The 15,720-nt window shown below is 56.6% G+C and carries 17 protein-coding genes and 4 pseudogenes; 11 read left to right on the forward strand and 10 right to left on the reverse strand.

The window, feature by feature from the left end; genetic code table 11:
- Positions 1-99: 99 nt before the first annotated feature.
- Positions 100-570, reverse strand: a complete 471-nt coding sequence (gene rctB, locus EFD56_RS30450; protein ID WP_008536021.1) for an SMa0974 family conjugal transfer regulator — start codon at positions 568-570, stop codon at positions 100-102.
- Positions 571-733: 163 nt separating this feature from the next.
- A complete protein-coding gene (locus EFD56_RS30455; protein WP_037146989.1) occupies positions 734-1,747 on the reverse strand; it encodes a class I SAM-dependent methyltransferase in 1,014 nt (337 codons plus the stop codon).
- A 288-nt stretch (positions 1,748-2,035) separates the two neighbouring features.
- Here EFD56_RS30455 and EFD56_RS30465 point away from each other — a divergent pair, with 288 nt between their 5' ends.
- From EFD56_RS30465 to EFD56_RS30480, 4 genes are all read left to right on the forward strand, one after another.
- Positions 2,036-2,887 (forward strand): helix-turn-helix domain-containing protein, encoded by an 852-nt coding sequence (locus EFD56_RS30465; protein ID WP_185171511.1) that lies wholly within the window; start codon positions 2,036-2,038, stop codon positions 2,885-2,887.
- Positions 2,888-2,987: 100 nt separating this feature from the next.
- Positions 2,988-4,211, forward strand: a complete 1,224-nt coding sequence (locus tag EFD56_RS30470) for an MFS transporter (RefSeq protein ID WP_126907042.1) — start codon at positions 2,988-2,990, stop codon at positions 4,209-4,211.
- Positions 4,212-4,213: 2 nt separating this feature from the next.
- A complete protein-coding gene (locus EFD56_RS30475) occupies positions 4,214-5,620 on the forward strand; it encodes a hypothetical protein (RefSeq protein WP_008536025.1) in 1,407 nt (468 codons plus the stop codon).
- 383 nt (positions 5,621-6,003) lie between these two features.
- On the forward strand, positions 6,004-6,489 hold the full coding sequence (locus EFD56_RS30480; RefSeq protein ID WP_008536026.1) for a helix-turn-helix domain-containing protein: 486 nt from the start codon (positions 6,004-6,006) through the stop codon (positions 6,487-6,489).
- 81 nt (positions 6,490-6,570) lie between these two features.
- Here the strand turns inward: EFD56_RS30480 and EFD56_RS30485 are convergent, their stop codons facing one another.
- The 4 genes from EFD56_RS30485 to EFD56_RS30500 all read right to left on the reverse strand — a co-directional run bounded on the left by EFD56_RS30485 (position 6,571) and on the right by EFD56_RS30500 (position 10,206).
- Positions 6,571-7,806, reverse strand: a complete 1,236-nt coding sequence (locus EFD56_RS30485) for a CapA family protein (protein WP_008536027.1) — start codon at positions 7,804-7,806, stop codon at positions 6,571-6,573.
- 80 nt (positions 7,807-7,886) lie between these two features.
- Complete coding sequence (locus EFD56_RS30490; RefSeq protein ID WP_037146998.1) at positions 7,887-8,729, reverse strand: transporter substrate-binding domain-containing protein; 843 nt, start codon at positions 8,727-8,729, stop codon at positions 7,887-7,889.
- Positions 8,730-8,786: 57 nt separating this feature from the next.
- Complete coding sequence (locus EFD56_RS30495) at positions 8,787-9,536, reverse strand: ABC transporter permease (protein ID WP_085861377.1); 750 nt, start codon at positions 9,534-9,536, stop codon at positions 8,787-8,789.
- 4 nt (positions 9,537-9,540) lie between these two features.
- Positions 9,541-10,206 (reverse strand): ABC transporter permease subunit, encoded by a 666-nt coding sequence (locus EFD56_RS30500; RefSeq protein ID WP_016737469.1) that lies wholly within the window; start codon positions 10,204-10,206, stop codon positions 9,541-9,543.
- 242 nt (positions 10,207-10,448) lie between these two features.
- Between EFD56_RS30500 and EFD56_RS30505 the strand changes: the two genes are divergently transcribed.
- On the forward strand, positions 10,449-11,360 hold the full coding sequence (locus EFD56_RS30505) for a LysR family transcriptional regulator (protein WP_008536031.1): 912 nt from the start codon (positions 10,449-10,451) through the stop codon (positions 11,358-11,360).
- Between the two features lie 173 nt (positions 11,361-11,533).
- Positions 11,534-11,724 (forward strand): annotated as a pseudogene (locus EFD56_RS33360) (IS630 family transposase); the annotation flags it as partial.
- Between the two features lie 209 nt (positions 11,725-11,933).
- Here EFD56_RS33360 and EFD56_RS30510 read toward each other — a convergent pair.
- A pseudogene (locus EFD56_RS30510) lies at positions 11,934-12,044 on the reverse strand (IS630 family transposase); the annotation flags it as partial.
- Positions 12,045-12,102: 58 nt separating this feature from the next.
- Entirely contained in the window at positions 12,103-12,297 is a 195-nt protein-coding gene (locus EFD56_RS30515; RefSeq protein WP_010068053.1) for a hypothetical protein, read from the reverse strand.
- A gap of 474 nt (positions 12,298-12,771) precedes the next feature.
- On the opposite strand from EFD56_RS30515, the gene EFD56_RS30520 reads away from it, so the two are divergent.
- On the forward strand, positions 12,772-12,948 hold the full coding sequence (locus EFD56_RS30520) for a DUF3606 domain-containing protein (protein ID WP_008536033.1): 177 nt from the start codon (positions 12,772-12,774) through the stop codon (positions 12,946-12,948).
- A 787-nt stretch (positions 12,949-13,735) separates the two neighbouring features.
- Here EFD56_RS30520 and EFD56_RS32850 read toward each other — a convergent pair.
- Positions 13,736-14,002: a hypothetical protein gene (locus EFD56_RS32850; protein WP_185185231.1), complete on the reverse strand. Its 267-nt coding sequence runs from the start codon at positions 14,000-14,002 to the stop codon at positions 13,736-13,738.
- Here EFD56_RS32850 and EFD56_RS33365 point away from each other — a divergent pair.
- From EFD56_RS33365 to EFD56_RS30545, 3 genes and pseudogenes are all read left to right on the forward strand, one after another.
- Positions 13,967-14,041: pseudogene (locus tag EFD56_RS33365) on the forward strand (DUF5372 family protein); the annotation flags it as partial. The gene EFD56_RS32850 and the pseudogene EFD56_RS33365 overlap by 36 nt on opposite strands.
- Before the next feature lie 136 nt (positions 14,042-14,177).
- Complete coding sequence (locus tag EFD56_RS30540) at positions 14,178-14,636, forward strand: hypothetical protein (protein ID WP_011053402.1); 459 nt, start codon at positions 14,178-14,180, stop codon at positions 14,634-14,636.
- A gap of 98 nt (positions 14,637-14,734) precedes the next feature.
- A complete protein-coding gene (locus EFD56_RS30545) occupies positions 14,735-15,247 on the forward strand; it encodes a helix-turn-helix domain-containing protein (protein ID WP_225897203.1) in 513 nt (170 codons plus the stop codon).
- 12 nt (positions 15,248-15,259) lie between these two features.
- On the opposite strand, the pseudogene EFD56_RS32855 reads toward EFD56_RS30545, so the two are convergent.
- A pseudogene (locus EFD56_RS32855) lies at positions 15,260-15,431 on the reverse strand (IS66 family transposase); the annotation flags it as partial.
- Positions 15,432-15,482: 51 nt separating this feature from the next.
- Here EFD56_RS32855 and EFD56_RS33000 point away from each other — a divergent pair.
- Positions 15,483-15,720: hypothetical protein (locus EFD56_RS33000; protein WP_205621999.1), on the forward strand; the 238-nt coding region annotated here is incomplete at its 3' end.

Below are 15,720 nucleotides of genomic sequence, written 5' to 3' on the forward strand. Positions count from 1 at the left end.
GAAGAAAAGCGGGGGGACGAAATGGTTGGTCGATTGGAAAAGCACTACGACCCGATTGTCCCGAGATCGATCTTCCTTTGGGTGGCGGAGCGGTCGAAGCTACTGTTCGTCCGTTCCGCAGCGGTCGTTGTAGAGGCGATTGCAGGTTTCACCAGATCGGGTGCCGTCTGCGTGAAGCCACTCTATAGCCCCCTCGGACACGGACGTGGCCAGAAACAAGCCTGCTTCCAGCAGCGCGCGGATGCCACAGAAAGTGACGAGGTCTCGCGCTGAGACCGTGAAGAACAGGCTTTCACTGGTCGGCCTTATGATCGCGCCTCCACCTTCGAAAGCTAGAAACCTGTCAGGTCCCACGGATACGAGGGATTGGTAGAAGTTCTCGATTTGCGTGCAGATCTTGTCGGCAACGTGCTGCGTGCGCGTGATTGCGACACACGCTTCGGCGACGTGCACGCACTTTGGAACATCTTCCTCACCCGCGAATGATGGCGCTCGTGGCAGGACCAGATGCGCGTTGCACGGCGGGCTCAGCTCAACGAAGTGACGGACTTCGCCAATCGATTTCTTCATGCTGTTCCTGCCTATTTGGAGAAAAAAGGCTTTTAGAGGTGGCAAAGCGCTGAGGGCTGCTCAACGTGATGGAGCGCTTTCTGCTGACGCGAACGTTGTTCCAGTTGAGGCTCGTGAAGACGTGACGCAGTTGCGCTTACGCGACGGTGAAGATGAGGAATCGCTAAAGGGTCCAAGATCGCCCCGATAGCCGCCTTGCTTCGGATTCCGGGTAAAGGCGGTAGGGAAGGTCCGCATAGACATATTCTGCCGGAATCGCGGGTGGGGACAGCTTCGATAGGAACAGGTCGAGATTCTCCTGACTGTTGCTGGAGACAAGCGTGTAGAAATTGCCGCTGTTCCAGGTGACGAATGAGTGTACGAAGAACCGGCGTAGTGTTTCGCTCATCTTCGAAAGGGTGACTTCGTTTCGATCCATTCGCGTCAGCACCGTCTCTTCCTTCGCGCGAATGTCTGACGCGCTGAAGAAGCGAGCTTTGAAGCTATGGTCCTTCTGGCGTTCCCGTCGCCGATATTCCTCGTCGTCTTCATGCCTGAACTTCTCGACGAACATGAAGAGCCCATTGGTCTTGAGATGCTGCTCCACGAAACGGATCTGATCGAAGCGATTTGATGAATACATCTGGAAAGTCGTGTCCTCGAGGATGATATCGAAACCGCCGCCAAACTTTCGAAGCTCCACGTCTTCTTGGATTCTTTGCGATGTCAGATGATGAAATGGTCCGTGGAAAAACATGGCATGAGGAGGAACGCCATAGGCATAGAAGCTTCTGAGGTTCTCGACGTTGGGACTGCAGGACAATGTTTCTATCCTGCCATTGCCAAGTTCGCCGATCACACGGGCCATCGTCCCCTCGGCCGTGCCTAGAGTGTAGAGCTTCAGCCGCCCCTTTCTGGCGCGCGCATATCTGAGGATCGCGCTGCCCATGCGGCACTCCTCTTCGAACCGGTAGGGTATGCTGCACAAGTAGTGCTTATCGAACGGGCCTTGGCGCAGCGGGTGAAGGCCTGAAAAGCGCCTGAACGTCATGTCCAGTGGGAACAAGCGGCGATCGAGCTCAGGCGATCGAACAGGCATTCCAGCCTCTCCGGACGCGGTTGTCGAAAAGAATTCGGAAAGCTCGTTAAGACGAGGTGCGCGGTCGCACTCTTCAATGAAGTCGGCAAATTCACGCATGCGAAAGCCTGCCTTTCTCTCGCACCATCGCGTTTTCCGGGTTTCAGGGAGGAAATCGCGCATCCCGAAAAGATTGCGCCCTCAGCGACGATGCTCCCAGAAGATGATCGTGATCATCATGTTTTCGCATCCACGATTTTGATCGGGTTTCACGAAATTGACATGAAATTCGACCTGAGGTTAAAGCCGGGTATTTTAGCAACTTCGGGTGAGGTAGGCTCGCTGCCTGCGGTCTTTTGAGGAGCAGCTACTCGAGTGGGAATCCTTCCAATAATTCAGCCCGAACGGATGAAGAAGTCACAAGGGGAAACCATCCTTCACCAACAAGGCCTCTGGAGCCATGCCCGCGCCGATGTCGTTCGCCGGCGCGGTCTGGGGCGACAGGTCATCGACGTTGTCGCTGATGACCACCTGATCTTCCTCAACATAAGAGGTACTGCGGCTTCCGGCGAAAACTTCCTGGACGGACGAAGGGTCGAGTTCAGTCCGCGGCCGGACGGCTCGCTCGTTTATATTCCCCCCGGTTGCCATTGGACCGGTTGGGACGAAGGGGATGCTGAGGGTTGTTATCTTATGATAACCATGACGCGAGACTTCTTTTCCAACCTCACGACCAAGCTGTCGCGCGCCGGCACATTACGTCCGGAACTTGGATTTAGAGATCTGCCGATCCAATGCTTGGCGCGGCAGATTGCCGGAGAACTTTCACACGACGATTCCATGGGGAGTCTGATCGTTGAAGGGCATCTTGCGGCTATCTTCGGACTTCTGCAGCGCCGCTCCGGTACATCTGGCAGAGTGTCTCGAGGAGGATTGGCGCCTACGGTTCTCAAGCGGGTGATAGGGCGAATCGAAGCTCACATCGATCGACCTCCGAGCATGCGCGCTCTAGCCGAAGAGGAGGGATTGACCTACGAGCATTTTTCCCGCGCTTTCAAGCAGTCGCAAGGCTCGACGCCCTACGGGTTCTATAACCAGCGCCGTCTTGAACGCGCGACCGACCTTCTCCGCACGACTGCGATGAGCGTGACCGAAATCGCAATCGCCTGTGGCTACGCCAGCGGGAGCCACCTCTCGACCAGATTTCGCCGAGAGACGGGATTTTCACCCGCCGAGTACCGGGCACTCTGGAAAGAATAGGTGGTTCTGGACAAGAGATAATATCAAATTCATGAAAGCCGCCAACTATTCAGGGGAATAACATGTCCTCACGAACCTGCCAGTAGGGAGTGTGGATGAAGTGGGCGCGACAGAAAGCAGTTGCATTGGGTGTTATGCCTCTCGCGGCGTCTATCTTTTCTGTGTTCTGGCGTCGGCCACCGGCCGCAATGTCTACTTTGTGCTGGCGGCATGGGTTGCGACAGATGTCAGCAAGAGCGCGAGCGCTCTCGCCATCCTTTTGGCGCTCGGCAGTGCCGCTGAGTTGCTCACCAGCAATATTGGTGGGGTTCTAGTTGATCGATTTGATCGTCGCTTCGTCTGTATCGCTTGCGATTTATCCAGATTGATCCTCATATTTTCAACGGGCATTGGTCTCTCGTTCGGTGACCCACTTGGTGTTCTGTGCCTATCGTGGACCACCTTCGCGTTCCTCGACAGAACCCATTCGACTGCGCTGCAGGCCATCATTCCAGACATCGTTCGTCCTAAGAACCTCACTTCATTCAATTCGGCGTCTTATATTGCGATGCAGGCGGGCAATCTCATCGCCGCCATCGTCACCGGGTACAGCTTAGCTGGCATCGGCATGAATCTGACGTCGATCCTGCCTGGCGCCTTTTTCGGCCTATCACTGTTGGGGCTGCTGGCACTCGGCCGACAGCCGCTTTCTCGTTCTCGATCGGATTTGCAGGCAAAGAGCATTCGTCGGATGGATCTGTTGCCGACGACCTTTGTCGTTCACTCACTGAAGGCCAACGCAGTCATGTACGCGTTGACCTATGCGATGGGCATGCTTGTGAGTGTATTGGGCGCCGCATATGTCACCCGTGAACTCAAGGGGTCGGCGCTCGAGTTCGGTTATCTCGCGGCAGGTTGGGCCCTCGGTTCGATCGCGGGGTGTTCAGTCCTACTTCTCAGAAGGGCGCGTCCGCGACGGCAGAGCATCCTCTTCCAGTCGGTGCTCGCCGGCGTAGTCCTGTTGGGCTTTCCTGTTTTCCAGAGCTTTTTGTCCACGCTCGTCCAAATGCTGTTGCTTGGCTTCTGCTACAACCTCACCCGGATTCTAATCGATGTACGGGTTCAATCGACTGTTTCGATCGACATTTTGGGGCGGGCGCGGAGCCAGATCCACACGATCTGTGTTTCGATAGGGCTTCTTGCTTATGGCATCATCGCGACCATCGGAGACGCAATTCCACCGTCGGGGATTTTCGGCCTCTTCGGGGCGCTGATGGTGGCCGTCGCGCTCTTCTTTCATTTCAATATGGATCGGGGAGCGCCGGTGGAAAGCCGGTTCGTCTGAGGATGGAGACGTCGCCCAATACCGAATTGGTATCAAAAAGTGAGGTGTTGGCCCTCATTTTTGAATTATTCCCTTGGTTGCGTCAGTTTCAGCAGGCATCGCTGAACGACTATGCAAAAGCGGCGTTCACGGTGGGGTCGGAGCCATCGGGTTGCGTCGCGCGCAGCCAGGCAATGTCTTTATTGCGCTCACACGTGGGGGCCGTCGCGCAACGTCACGGTTATTCAGCCGAAGCCGTGTCGAGCTTTCAAACTGAAATCGAAGTCGCTCCGGTGCTGCAGTGTGGCCCCCACCTCCACCTGTTGATCGAGCCTGACGCCTTTTACACCCATCTGTTCTCCCTGATGGGACTTCGCGCGCATGGCAGGACATCCTATATCTCCTACGCTTGCTCGACAGTGAAGTTCGTAGAACGCGGTCGCAAGGGTCCGGCCTGGCTCCACGTCGATGGCGATGCAGTCAATGTCTTCGGGCTGTCGCGCAGCAAAATGATCCCCTACAGCATTCTTGGCAGAAACGGCTGCTACAGATTCCATCTTCAAAACGTCGACAGGCCCGGTGATGACTCGGAGGCAATTTCGAGCTTGCGCGACCTTTTGCCTCGTGGCGAATTCCAGTCGGCGGCAGAGGCGATCAAAGCGGCGAATCTTTGCCTCTGGGAGCGGTATTTTGGCAGCCAAGTCGACTTTCTTCAGCTTGATGATAGCGACGTTGCCGATCTGGTCGCGGACCACCTTTCCGATGGCCGGTCCTGGCTGCGAGGCTCGCTGATCGAGGACCGGGCATTCGCGATGCGCCTGATCCATTGCATCGATCAACTCGCTGACACGGTGTGGCGTGGCTGGCTGAAAAACTCGACTCATTTTTTCTGGGGCTGCACTGAAGGACGGCTTTTTCCGCTTTGGCTGGATGGCCGGTTCCTCCGGTCGAAAGCGCCCGAAGATGTCCGTGTTGAATTCTCGCCGGCAAGTCTTGTGGAGGCCTTGAGAACTGGCCGGATCGTGCCGAACCTTTTGCTGATGTTCATCGTAACTTCGATCCTGCCTGGCGTGCGTGTTCTCGGTGGAAGCCGGCATACGATCTATTACCCGTTGATGCGCTGGGCATTCTGCGAGGCGTTGAGGAGCAGCCATCGTGACGCACAGCTTCTCAACGCTTTGTCGAACGACGAACGGCCAGGGGTTTGGGGCCATCGGATCATCTCCTGGCCTTGCGAGCCGCTTTTGCTGCTGAATGCGGTTGGCCGTGGGAGTATTGCAACGCTTCTCGAGCAGTTCGGCAAGATGAGCATTATCGACGCTTGCGGGTCCTTTTCCAGCTTCACCCAGGACCCCTTATGGGCGGAGCTCAACGCGGCATATTCCTCTGGGAGAGTGGACAGGCACTCCTCGCAATGGGCGTTCCGCTGATCGCACCTCTTTCAGTCTCCTTCATCACTTTACCGCTCGACGCGTGACCTCTCGCTCTTTGAGACAAGTGTCCGCGCGTGAAGCGAAGCTATTGAATCTTGTAAAGAATTCGGTTGCACGGCGGGCCGATTTCCACTATTTTTGGTAGCGAGGCAGTACGCGCTGCCTTGGGGATTAGAACCCCCTACGAGCGGTTGGTGCCGGCCGATTCGGCACCACACTCCTTGACCTTCGGTCGAGGAGCCTGTGGCGTATGTCCAGGTTCCTCGGAACTAAAGGCCACAGGGCCGTCTCGTACGGTGTTCTAACTCCCCGATCAGTGGGTTGAGCGAGTTATTCCGCGGGGGCGCACCGCGCGAAACTCTCCACACGGGGTGTCCACCATGAAGCGCTATTCAGCAGCCCAGGTCCGACCTTCGAGGCCTGCGCGAACCGAACAGCCGAATGTTGCACGCGAGTCGGTGCATCCAGTCGATCGACATGTCGGACAGCAGATCCGCATGCGCCGAATGCAGTCGAATGTGTCCCTGGGGGATCTCGGCGCCGGCATCGGGGTCAGCTTGCAGCAGGTGCAAAAATATGAAAGCGGCAAGAACCGCGTCAGCGCTTCGATGCTCTACGAGCTTGCAAATTGCCTCAAGATCCCTGTCTCAAGGTTCTTCGAGGGCCTTCCAGATCCCGAAACCACTCAAGACCAGCAATTCACCACCGAGATCGATGAGAAGATTGCCTACATTTCCACCGCGCAGGGACGGCGCCTGATAGAAGATGTTTTGCTCCTTTCCCCGCGAGTGCGCAGTCGCGTCGTTGCCCTCGTCAGCTCTCTTGTCGACGAACAAATGGAAGAACAGAAGAACGTTTCTCGCTAAAAAGAGACAACGGAGCGGCGGCTGCAGAATTGGTCAGCGGTTCGCAGAGTTCTCGCCGCGTGCTGCAGGTCTATTCCGCATCTACAAAGCGATCTGGCCGACGTTCTTCTCTCGTTCAAGCACAGTGCCGAAACCGGCACTGCGGTCGGCAAGGTCATCAAGGATGTCTGCCGCCATCCCGCCGTCGGCAAGCACAGGGAAGGGGAGGCGATCGCGGTCAGGATTCGATAAGGCCTCAGTTCCACCGATCACAATGGGACGCAAGTGGATACTCTCCAGCCGTCCGCTAGATCCAAAGTTGCAGGTCGCGATAACGCTCCTCCACACTTCCGGCGGGCTCCATTCCTGTTCGTCCCTTTCCGTATGGAAGAGGAAGTTGCCAAGGCCGTAGAAAATTGGCGTATTCCGATATATCTCAGCCGCTTGAAGGACCGGAGCGCCATGGCTGACAAAGAGGCCTGCGCCGGCATTCACGCAGTCGTGCGCGAATTCCCGGACCCAGGCGGGGACTTGCTGCCAGTTCGGCTCCCAATGGTGATGATGCAAATATACGATGACGAATGTGTCGCGGCCCGCTTCTTCCGCGATCGCCGAAAGGTGAGCCCGGGCGCTGTGCCGGTCCACCACGATGCGGCGAGCGGTCTCGTCTGATCTGCGAAACACGGTTCCATAGAAATCAATTTCGTCTTGGCCGTTAAGATTCGGCGGATCCTCCGGCTGGGCATAATTGGCGCGCTCCAAAGGCGAACTTAGAAGATGTTCCTGAATGGAGCGAAGCAGGTTGAATGTTCCCGTTTCCAAGTCGAATACCCTGGAGACCTTCAGCCTATTGATGCCGGGCCTTGCTATCCTGTCCTGGCTTGCGTTCTCGGCGTACATGAAAGACGGGCCCGGCCCGGCATCCATGGCAATGAGGGCAACACTCCGGGATCCGAACGTCATTTTCTGTGCCGTGGAAGCATGATGCTTGTTATGGCCGATGCCGGCATGCAGGAAATTGTGTGCCGCAACCTCCTCCAGCGTCGACAGTATCCCCGGCGGTCCGAGATCGAAGGCATGGTTATTTGCCAGGGCCAGGCTATTGAAACCGAGCTCCTTCAACGCAGGCAAAACCTCCGGTGTCGCGGCGCCGAAGTAGCTGCCTTTGAGCGGCCATCCACCATGACGACCATAGATTGTCGTCTCGAGATTGGTGAAGGCAATATCGCTTGCTTTTAGGATCTCGGCGATTTCAGCGAGCCGTGGATCGCTGATGGCTCGAAGATCATGACGAATGAGCGACTGGCCGGTGACGGCAATGGAAAAGGGTGCGGACATATGGTCTGCCTTCGATCTTTGGAACGGCCGATTGCTCACGCGCTGTGGCTTCGGCGGAAATACGGGCCTTAGAGCCAGTGCTAGTTTGACGTACGCGGCGAAACATCGATCTTGAACCACTGCTCGCTCAGCCGCTTCAAGGTTCCGTCACGCGTGGCGGCCTCGATGGCGCTATCGAATGCCGCAACGAGTTCGCTGTCGTCTTGCCGAAGTCCGACGCCGACACCCGGGCCCCACAAGCCACCGGAGAGCTGCGGGCCGTAGAGCGTTGCAATCCCGCCATCCTTGCTGTCGAGAAAGGCCTTCCAGGTGAAATAGTCGGCAAGGCCACCATCGATGCGCTCAGCCACGAGATCGAGATGCATGTTGTCCTGAGAATCGTAACTCCTGATCGTCGCGACCTTTCCGAACAGTTCATTGAGCACGACTTCCGAATTCGATGATCGCAACACGCCTAGAGTTCTGCCGTTGAGAGTGGTTCGAAGCTCCTCGATCTTTGCCCGCTTTTCAGGATCGATAGTTGTGAGGTCGAGCTCGGCCGACGTATCCGTGGGCGGAAGATCGAGATCTTTGAGTATGACGAGTTGGTTGAAACCTCCGGCGTAGGGCTTGGAAAAAGCGATCGATTTCTTCCGCTTCTCAGTTATCGCCATCCCCGACATGATGGCATCGAACTTTCCAACGGTGAGCGCCGGTATGATTCCGTCCCAGTCCTGAGGCACGAAAGTGCACTCGAACTTCATCCTCCGGCAAAGATCGCGGCCGACGTCGATGTCAAAGCCGGCGAGCTCCCCTTGGGGGGTGATGGCATTCCAGGGCGGCGAAGCACCTTCAGAGGCGATTGTCAGTGTCTTCCTGTCCATTGCTCCCGCGTTGTTGGCGCAGACGACAAGAGACAGGGCAAGCAGAAGTGTTCGTTTCACGACGATGTTCCTTTCATTGCTGAGTTTGATTGTTGGCGTCCGGGATGTGGGCTGGCGTCAAGTTTCAGCCGAGGCGAGAGGCGGCTTGTCGTCCGCTCTTCGACGTACGCGTTGCGCCGGCGGTGGACGGTTTGCCGTCGGCGTCCAACGCGTCTCCAGCATCTGGAAACCTTGCGTAATCAAGAGGGTAAGCAGCAGGTAGAAAGCCCCCGCGGCAATGAAGACCTCGTATGGGGCGAATGTCTCCGACACCAGCTGCCGGGCGAGCCCGGTCACCTCAAGCAGCGTGATGGTGCTTGCAAGGGAGCTTGCCTTCAGCATTCCAACCACCTCATTTGCATAGGCGGGAAGAGCGATCCTGAGGGTCAAAGGGAACACGATAAGACGGGCCGTGTGGAAACGGGAAAGGCCCAAGGATTTGGCCGCTTCAATCTGCCCACGCGGTACCGCCTGGATCCCGCCGCGCAGAACTTCTGTCGTATGGGCGGCGCTGTTCAGGGTGAAAGCAATAAACGCGCACCAGAATGGCTCTCGCATCACGGCCCATAGAAAGCTTTGGCGGACGAGGGGAAGCTGGCCAATCCCGTAGTAAATCAGGAAAAGCTGAACCAGAAGCGGCGTGCCGCGGAACGCATAGGTATATGCCAGCACGGGCGCGGAAGCCCACGGATTTGATGATGCCCGTAGGAAGGCGAGCGGGACCGAGACGGCGAAGCCTGCGGCAAGCGATGCGAATGTCAGAACCAGAGTGAGAAGAAGGCCGCGGGGAAGGGTGAGAAACGCTTCAAGCGCGATGGTCATGCTCATTGTCTCAACCTTTCATCGCCGGGAGCGAATAGCGGCGCTCCAATAACCGGAACGAAAGAAGCGACAGGCTTGTGAGGGCGAGGTAGATTGCAGACGCTGCGAGATAGAAGGGGAGTGGAGCGCGCAGTGAGCCCGCGCCTATATAGGCGACGCGCATGACATCCGTCAGCCCGACGACGGAAATCAGCGATGTATCCTTTATCAAGGAGATGCAAAGGTTGCAGAATGCCGGCAGAGCGATCGGGATCATCTGGGGAATGATGATCAGAAACCAAATCTGCGCGTTCGAAAGCCCGAGCGCCGCTGCAGCCTCTCGTTGGCCCGGTGCAACCGCGTTGATCGCACCACGGAATATTTCCGCGGCGTACCCACTGAACACGACGGTCAGTGCCGCGACACCGGCCGCGAATGCATTAATCTCGATGTAGCCACCGGCAATCGCGCTCAAAAGGGCGGTTCCGCCGAAATACGTCAGGAGGATGATCAGAAGTTCCGGAACACCCCGGATGATGCCCGTGTAGGCCCGCATGCACGATGAAACCGACTTGCGGGTCGAGTTGCGGAGAACGGCAATAAGCAAACCTAATAGGGTCCCGAAAGCGCAGCTCAAGGCAAACACTAAAAGTGTGTTCTTCAATCCAGATAAAAATTGATCTACAAATGCGTACAATGCAAGTCTCCAATATTCTTGCGAGCGCACCGAAATCGGAAAGGTATTCTCCCGACATATACTAAGAGCTTGCCGAGATTTAACCGAGGGTAGATTGGATTTATTAGCTTAACCAGCGCTCTAAGTTTGGCGTATGTCAAAAATATACTTTGACTTGCCGCCGTCAATTTATAAGATTCAGGAAGTTTTGATAAGCGCAACTTATGAGGCGCGTCGCCCGACCACGATTGAGATTCCCGGCCATGGAAATCACCGACTCCGGAGTGAAGATCCGCCACCTTCAAATATTGCGGGAGGTTATGCGCGCCGGCTCGGAAAGGCTCGCAGCGCAGATGTTGCGAATAACCCAGCCGGCGGTCAGCCAAAACATCAAGCAGCTAGAGGAGACTGTCGGCTTCGCGCTCTTCCGCCGGGAAAACAACAGGTTGATCCCCACCGTCAAGGCATGGGAATTTCTACGCACAATCGACGCGGCGTTTGCCGGACTTGATCGGATCGGACCGTCAATCGACTTCCTGCGGAACAACGATACGCGAATGATCGGCATCGCGGCGCCAAGCGCTTTCTCCTTCGCGACCTTGCCGAAAGTGGTCAAAAGGATTCGGGAGAGAAGCCGCTCTTACGCCGTTCAGGTGAAATCAGGAACTTATGAGCAGATTGCAGATCATGTGTTAAACGGCCGCTCGGATCTTGGCATCTCCCGATTGCCTCTTGATGAGCGCATTCTTGATTGGGTGCCCGTCGGCTCGGCCACCAACGTATGTCTTTTTCCGGCCAACCATCGATTTGCGGCACAGCAGCTTGTCACTGCCGAAGATCTTGCTAGTGAGGCGATCATCGATATCGACCCGCAAATTGCCTCTCACCAAATGAGCGTCAATGCCCTTCGATATATGGGAACCGCTCCTGACATCGCCGTGGAATATGACGCCAATGGCCATGACATTGGCTATGTCATGGCAGGGATCGGCGTTTCGATTACGAACGAGATCATTGCGAGCGAATATGCTGAATTCGACGTTGCATTCCGCGAATTTCAGCCAGGGGCAACATATCACTACGTCGTCGTTTGGCAAAAAGATCGAAAGCTGAGTGATAGCCTAAGATTTGCATTGGAAGAGATAGTCGCGGCTTTGACAGATCGGGCTGCTTGACGATCGCATCGAGGTATGACCCTCGCACCGGAAAACAGATGTTGCGAGTTCATGCTGAACCGCGAGTTGTGCGCGTAAGCTTAGAGCGGGATGATTTTAGGTAGACCCGTGAGAAGGATTCCCTATGACGCAAATCAGATTCATCCTTCTGGCCGGTCAGGAGGCTGAGCTGGATGGCGAGACCTGTTTCGAATAACCGCGAGAAGTTGTAGAAGCGGTGATACAGGAGGGGTGTGGTGCCGGGCGGCGGTGCCGGGCGGCGTCCAAGCGCTTCCGCATTGGCATCAGCATCGCGATCGATTGGGTGCGGCGCGTGACGCGACGGACAGCGCAGCCCGGCAGGATGAGTAGCCACAAGCCGCGAACGGCGGTGGCTTACCTAAGCCACCGAGCAGATAGTTGCGCCATATCGTAGAAGAACATCGCGACAATCGGAACTGCGTCGGTTGGCAGAAGCGGACCGGTTGTTTGTGCGATCATTGGTGCCATGTTCTCTTTAAGTGATTCTGCAGTTATCTTAAAATGGCGGATGACACTTCAATTGGACGCAATATCGACTAGAGCAAATCCTGTTCAATCCGGCTCATATCCAGCAGCCCTGAAGTAGTTTGCGCATTCTGTCGGCGTGAAGCGGAGCATCAATGCGCCTAGGACGTCCCATAGAGCATCGATCTTTCGTTCCGCGCCCTCCGTGGTTGACTGCGGCCCCTAAACCGGGACCGCGTGCCGGTGGCGACGGAAGCTATGAGATCACATGCTCAATGCGCTCGAGGTGGTGCTGAGGCACGATCTGAAGGGGTTCCTCGGCCGCTGCGATTTCCTCGACCGTAAGTCCGGTGGCGATGGCCAGGTCCTCAAGGCTGTAGCCCTTCGCAATCCTGGCTTCGCGGCGACGAGCGGCTGCGGAGGTGTTGTCGGCGGTAGCAAATTGATCCATTCCAAACTCCAAATCACGTTGATGTAGCGGCTGAGGGGGATCTGTCCCCGATGGGTTGGCTCCTTCGTGGTGCCGACTCGGTCAGAGGTTAGCCGCAACCTGCCGAGCCGCTTGGTTTCTCTTCGCAGACGACGCTCTTGCGTGGCTTCCGCCGCGATCTTGTTCTGCGTTCGGATGCCGAGCGCTCCTGCATTAGCGCTGTTGTTCTAGTCCTGCTTTCTATGACAATCAATCCATGGGTTTGCTCATAGGCACACGACGAGCCGTACCAACTGCCTGGGAAGAATTGTCCGCTACTGATTAACTGCGGTCGCAGATATGCCTTGCGCGATCTCATCGTCGAAGTGAACCATCTCGCCCGAGGCCATGTGCAGCGCGTCCGCGACATCGCCGAAGCGCGCCTCACCATAACGGAGGCCGGAACTTATTGAATCGGCGCCCGTTCGTAAGGACCGACATTAGGAGGATCTCACCATGGCAACCACATCCAAAGCCCCCAGCCAGGATCGTGCTCGCGTCGCAGGTGGTCAGGATCACGAGGTGAAGTACGAAGCCCGGAAGGAAGGCATTTCCAAGGAAGCGGTGAAGAAGACCGTGAAGAACGTAGGCAACAGTCGCAAGAAGGTCGAAGCCGAACTCGACCGGCACTAATCCGGGTTGGAGAGTTCAACCGTGAGGGTCCGCAGCCATAAAGTCAGCGGCGGAAACAGCCGCTGAAAGTCTGGCTCCGACGGATCATAACGCAGCGGCGGAAGGCGCCTGACTGCAGGAGTTGACGACCCCGCAGGAAGCGTTTCGGAGCAAGGCTATCGAAGCTGCGGGATACAGCGCCGTCGAGCAAAGCCAAAAGTATTGGGACGCCGGAGCGTTTCTTGCAAACGGGCGGAGCCGCATCGCATGAGGAAGGGGCTGGCGAGCGAACCCAACGAGCTCCAAAGTCGCGATACGCGACGGCGTCGGCTGACTTTACCTGCAGAACAGAATTCAGAGGCCGACAGACCGTGGGGCACCGCGTGCGGACGCCGGTCCCGACCGGTCCGTTCAATCGACTTCTAGAAGCTGCCATCCCGTTTTTGGGACCGGCCAGCATCGTCGATCTTCTCGTGCTCACTGCGCTGAATAGGAAGCGCGGTCGGTATTAAGCCATTCTCCCGTAACGCCAAAGGCGAGCGGCGGAGCGCCGATCAATCGCCCGAGTCGGGTCTCCAGTGTTTGAAACGATGCTCAGGGAAGCGGTCGACGTGAACCTCGCTAATCCTGCGGAGTATTCCATTGCCGACATGCCAGTCGATCAGATCCCGAAACAGGCTTAGCGAGTGCCACGTGCATCGTCGTCCCGATGTGGACTGTAGACTAGCTTCCTGCATAGGGCGATGCGATCCTGAGTTGCGTTCATGTGTCCTCTCCTTCGCGACGGAGAGACCCAAAGCTATGCCGACTAGGCGGCCGCTATGGTGCCGGAAACGTTGGCAAAGTCGGTTAATCGGCATAGTTTGCTGGTCAGTATAAACGTGCTTTTGCCGCGCGCGGCAAAATGCAGTTTGAAGCAGCGTCGCGATCGTCGCCCAAGTCCTGCCGCCGCCTTCCGAGCCGGGTTCATAATGCCGGATTTCCGACGTTTGAAGCAAGGGTCACCTATCCCTTCCATCCACTGGTTGACCAAACCGTCTTGGTAACCGGCAGCCATGAGCACGAAGGCGTTCACTATCTGCTCATTCTGGCACACGGTGGTTCATTTCAAATTCCGGCATGGATGTTTGATCCTGCGGCAAGTTCGATCGAGATCGTAGCTGCGCCGCGCCTTTCGGCAACCAAACTCGTTGAACTGCGCGCCAAGCTTTGTTGCCTGACTATTCCGTTGCGGTCGCTGCGGTCGCCGATTGCACATTCAATACTCCGGGAAAGGCGGCAATACGCAGCGATATGTTTGTCGCGGCACGTTCGGCGCCATGGCGGTCGGCAACTGTATCGGGTTCGGCGGCATGCGGGTCGATCGGGCCGTGGCGCAGGAGGTGCTCGAGCGATTGCAACCTCTGGGAATCGAGGCGGCCTTGCGGGCAATGGAGGCGCACACGCAGCGTCATAGCGACAATCAACAGCAACTCGAGAACTTAATCAAGCAAGCACAATACGAGGCTGCCAGGGCGCGCCGCCAGTATGATGCTGTCGATCCGGGCAATCGGTTGGTCGCCGGCGAACTGGAGCGGCGCTGGAATGAGAAGCTGATCCTATTGCGTGATCTCGAGGTCCAGTTCGAGATGCTCTCGACCGACCGTAACACGCCTGCTTTATCGGCCGACGACCGTACAAGATTGATGATGCTCGGTAGCGATCTATAGTAAGGCATGGCACAGGTCCCGACGCGTCTATCGAGACACGCCAAAAGATCATTCGGCTGCTGATCAAAGAAATCATTGTCGATACCGTTGACGACACATTGGCGCTCGTCATTCATTGGCAGGGTGGCGATCACACCCGGATGACGGTGAAGAAAAACAAGATCGGCCAGACCCGCTGGGCAGTTAAGGCTGATGTTGTCGATCTCGTTCGCAACTTGGCGAGGCAGTTGCCCGATTTGTCGATCGCAGCGATCTTGAATCGATCCGGCAAGCGGACAGGGCATGGCGCCAGCTGGACGCGAAGCCACGTCTGCAGTCTTCGCAACATCCACGGCATCTCCGTCTATCGAGAAGGTGAACGGGCCGAACGCGGTGAGAGAACCCTCGACGAGGCCGCCGACATTCTAAAGGTGAGTCGAGCTACCGCCTACCGGATGGTCAGCAGCGGTGTCCTTCCCGCTCGCCAGTTATGCACCGGAGCGCCGTGGATCATCCAGCTTTCCGACCTTCAACAACGAAACCGTGCGCCGCGAAGCCGATGCCAGGCGATCCCGGCGTCCGATATCTCAGGATCCGGTTCAAAATCCTCTTTTATAGACATCATCAGATGAGGAGTATGTCGCGCCCTCGTCACCTTCAGCAAACAGGCTATTTTTTCTTAACGCCTGGGGCTTGATTGCCCGCTCAACATGTGGAGTCCACTTCGACGCGGCCGTCTTTCAGGAAGCGCTCGAAGATATCGCGGCGCGATATGGAATAGCGGAGAGCTCCGCGAGTTTTGATTTTCCGGGTAACGCCCCTTAGCCACGAACAGGCACATGATCCTTGGCGCGATTTGAAGTCCACGTGAATTCCCTTGTCCCCAGCGCAACCGTCGACATTTCTCGCAAATGTCGGGCATCCGCCACTTTTGTCAGGTTTGTCGTGATTGGAACGTTTTGTTCGCCGGTCTCTCCCTCAAATACACATCAACCTGCCCTCAACCCGCCCATTGATAAAAGAAAATCATCTTCTTGGCGCGTCGGAGCAGTTGGCATGGTGTTTGCTGATCCCTGGTTACAAGCGGCAGAAAGCAGTCTGCATT

The organism is Rhizobium phaseoli (assembly GCF_003985125.1).
Classification (GTDB): Bacteria; Pseudomonadota; Alphaproteobacteria; order Rhizobiales; family Rhizobiaceae; genus Rhizobium; species Rhizobium phaseoli.